Genomic DNA, 2,904 nt, shown 5'->3' with positions numbered 1-2,904 from the left:
AGAGATGAGGTCAAGCCCTCGGTCTGTTAGTGTGTCTCGGCTGCATCCATCGCTGGACTTCGACCTAACACCTATAAACGGGTGTTCTGCCCGTGACCTTACTTGGTTAAGCCAATGAGAGTAATCATCTTGAGGTGGGCTTCCCACTTAGATGCTTTCAGCGGTTATCCACTCCGCACATGGCTACCCTGCGTCTACCGTTGGCACGATAACAGGTACACCAGAGGTGCGTTCCTCCCGGTCCTCTCGTACTAGGGAGGACTCCTCTCAATACTCTTACGCCTGCACCGGATATGGACCGAACTGTCTCACGACGTTCTGAACCCAGCTCACGTACCGCTTTAATGGGCGAACAGCCCAACCCTTGGGACGTACTTCCGCCCCAGGTTGCGATGAGCCGACATCGAGGTGCCAAACCTCCCCGTCGATGTGAACTCTTGGGGGAGATCAGCCTGTTATCCCTAGAGTAACTTTTATCCGTTGAGCGACGGCCTTTCCACACAGTACCGTCGGATCACTAAGGCCGTGTTTCCACTCTGTTCGACTTGTAAGTCTCACAGTCAAGCTCCCTTATGCCTTTACACTCTGCGAATGATTTCCAACCATTCTGAGGGAACCTTTGCGCGCCTCCGTTACATTTTAGGAGGCGACCGCCCCAGTCAAACTGCCCCCCTGAAACTGTCTTGTTCCCGGATTCACGGGAACCAGTTAGAATTCTAGCCTCTCTAGAGTGGTATCTCACCGATGGCTCCATCATCCCCACAAGGATGACTTCAACGCCTCCCACCTATACTGCGCAAGAGAAGCCCGAACCCAATTCCAGGCTACAGTAAAGCTTCATAGGGTCTTTCTGTCCAGGTGCAGGTAGTCCGTATCTTCACAGACAATTCTATTTCGCCGAGTCTCTCTCCGAGACAGCGCCCAGATCGTTACGCCTTTCGTGCGGGTCGGAACTTACCCGACAAGGAATTTCGCTACCTTAGGACCGTTATAGTTACGGCCGCCGTTCACCGGGGCTTCGGTCATCAGCTTTAGGTTTCCCCTGACCGACTTCCTTAACCTTCCGGCACTGGGCAGGCGTCAGCCCCCATACTTCCTCTTTCGAGTTGGCGGAGACCTGTGTTTTTGGTAAACAGTCGCCTGGGCCTCTTCACTGCGACTTACTTTCATAAGCACTCCTTCTCCCGAAGTTACGGAGCCATTTTGCCGAGTTCCTTAGAGAGAGTTATCTCGCGCCCCTGGGTTTTCTCAACCTTCCTACCTGTGTCAGTTTCGGGTACAGGCATTGATAAATTAACGGTTTTAGGGCTTTTCTAGGAAGCTTGATGCTCTCTACTTCCCCTCCTTAGAGGGTCGGACTCCCGCCTTAGCTCAGTCTGTTTTCTCCAGACCTCAACACCTTGAACGGTTGCACCGGTAACCATCGTCCGGCTAGCACACACCTTCTCCGTCCCCCTGACCAATCTACCAATGGTACGGGAATCTTCACCCGTTGTCCATCGACTACGCTCTTCAGCCTCGCCTTAGGCCCTGACTTACCCTCCGTGGACGAGCCGTGCGGAGGAACCCTTAGGATTTCGGGGTGTAGGATTCTCACCTACATTTTCGCTACTCAAGCCGACATTCTCACTTCTGGTTCGTCCACATCTGCTTTCGCTAATGCTTCTCCCTACGCCAGAACGCTCCCCTACCAATACAATACAATCATATTCCACAGCTTCGGTACATCACTTAGCCCCTTTCATTTTCGGCGCAGCAACGCTTGACCAGTGAGCTATTACGCACTCTTTTAAGGTTGGCTGCTTCTAGGCAAACCTCCTGGTTGTCTGAGCATTCCCACCTCCTTTCTCACTTAGTGATGATTTCGGGACCTTAGCTGGTGGTCTGGGCTGTTTCCCTCTTGACGATGGAGCTTATCCCCCACCGTCTGACTGGTTGCTTTCCTCTGGGTATTCAGAGTTTGACTCGATTTGGTACCGCTCTCGCAGCCCGCACCGAATCAGTGCTTTACCCCCCAGATTTTTCTGCAACCGCTGTGCCTCAACACATTTCGGGGAGAACCAGCTAGCTCCGGGTTCGATTGGCATTTCACCCCTAACCACACCTCATCCGCCGATTTTTCAACATCGGTCGGTTCGGACCTTCACTTGGTTTTACCCAAGCTTCATCCTGGACATGGTTAGATCACCCGGGTTCGGGTCTAAAAACGATGACGACTTCGCCCTGTTCAGACTCGCTTTCGCTTGGGCTTCGACCTCTTCGGTCTTAACCTGCCATCGCCTTTAACTCGCCGGCTCATGCTTCAACAGGCACGCGGTCATCCGTTTAATCGGACTCCCACTGCTTGTAAGCTGACGGTTTCAGGTTCTATTTCACTCCCCTCCCGGGGTTCTTTTCACCTTTCCCTCACGGTACTGTTTCTCTATCGGTCACACAGGAGTATTTAGCCTTACCTCGTGGTCGAGGCGGATTCACACGGACTTTCACGGGCTCCGTGCTACTCGGGATTCAGCTTGGCTCTTCAAACTTTCGACTACAGGACTTTCACCTTCTCTGGTGCAGGTTTCATCTGCTTCGTCTAATTCTCTAAGTCCAGTCTTGCTGTCCCACTACCCCAACTGGATACCCAGTTGGTTTAGGCTGTTTCCCTTTCGCTCACCACTACTGGGGAAATCGCTTTTGCTTTCTTTTCCTCGGGCTACTAAGATGTTTCAGTTCGCCCGGTTCGCTCATCTACATCTATGGATTCAATGTAGTGTTTCTAGGTTGCCCTATTCGGATACCTCCGGCTCATTGCTTGCTTCCCGCTCCCCGGAGCTTTTCGTCGGTCGCCACGTCCTTCTTCGCCTCTGTGTGCCAAGGTTTCCACCGTCAGCCCTTTCTATCTTGACCAATTCTCTTTTT

1 rRNA gene is annotated in these 2,904 nt (G+C 52.5%); it reads right to left on the bottom strand.

The window, feature by feature from the left end:
- Window positions 1–6: 6 nt before the first annotated feature.
- Window positions 7–2,892, bottom strand: a 23S ribosomal RNA gene (locus PL9214_RS33360).
- Window positions 2,893–2,904 lie beyond the last annotated feature (12 nt).

It is taken from the genome of Planktothrix tepida PCC 9214, assembly GCF_900009145.1.
Lineage (GTDB): Bacteria > Cyanobacteriota > Cyanobacteriia > Cyanobacteriales > Microcoleaceae > Planktothrix > Planktothrix tepida.
The sequence above is the reverse complement of the archived record's forward strand: the minus strand, read 5'-3'. Positions and strand labels throughout refer to the sequence as shown.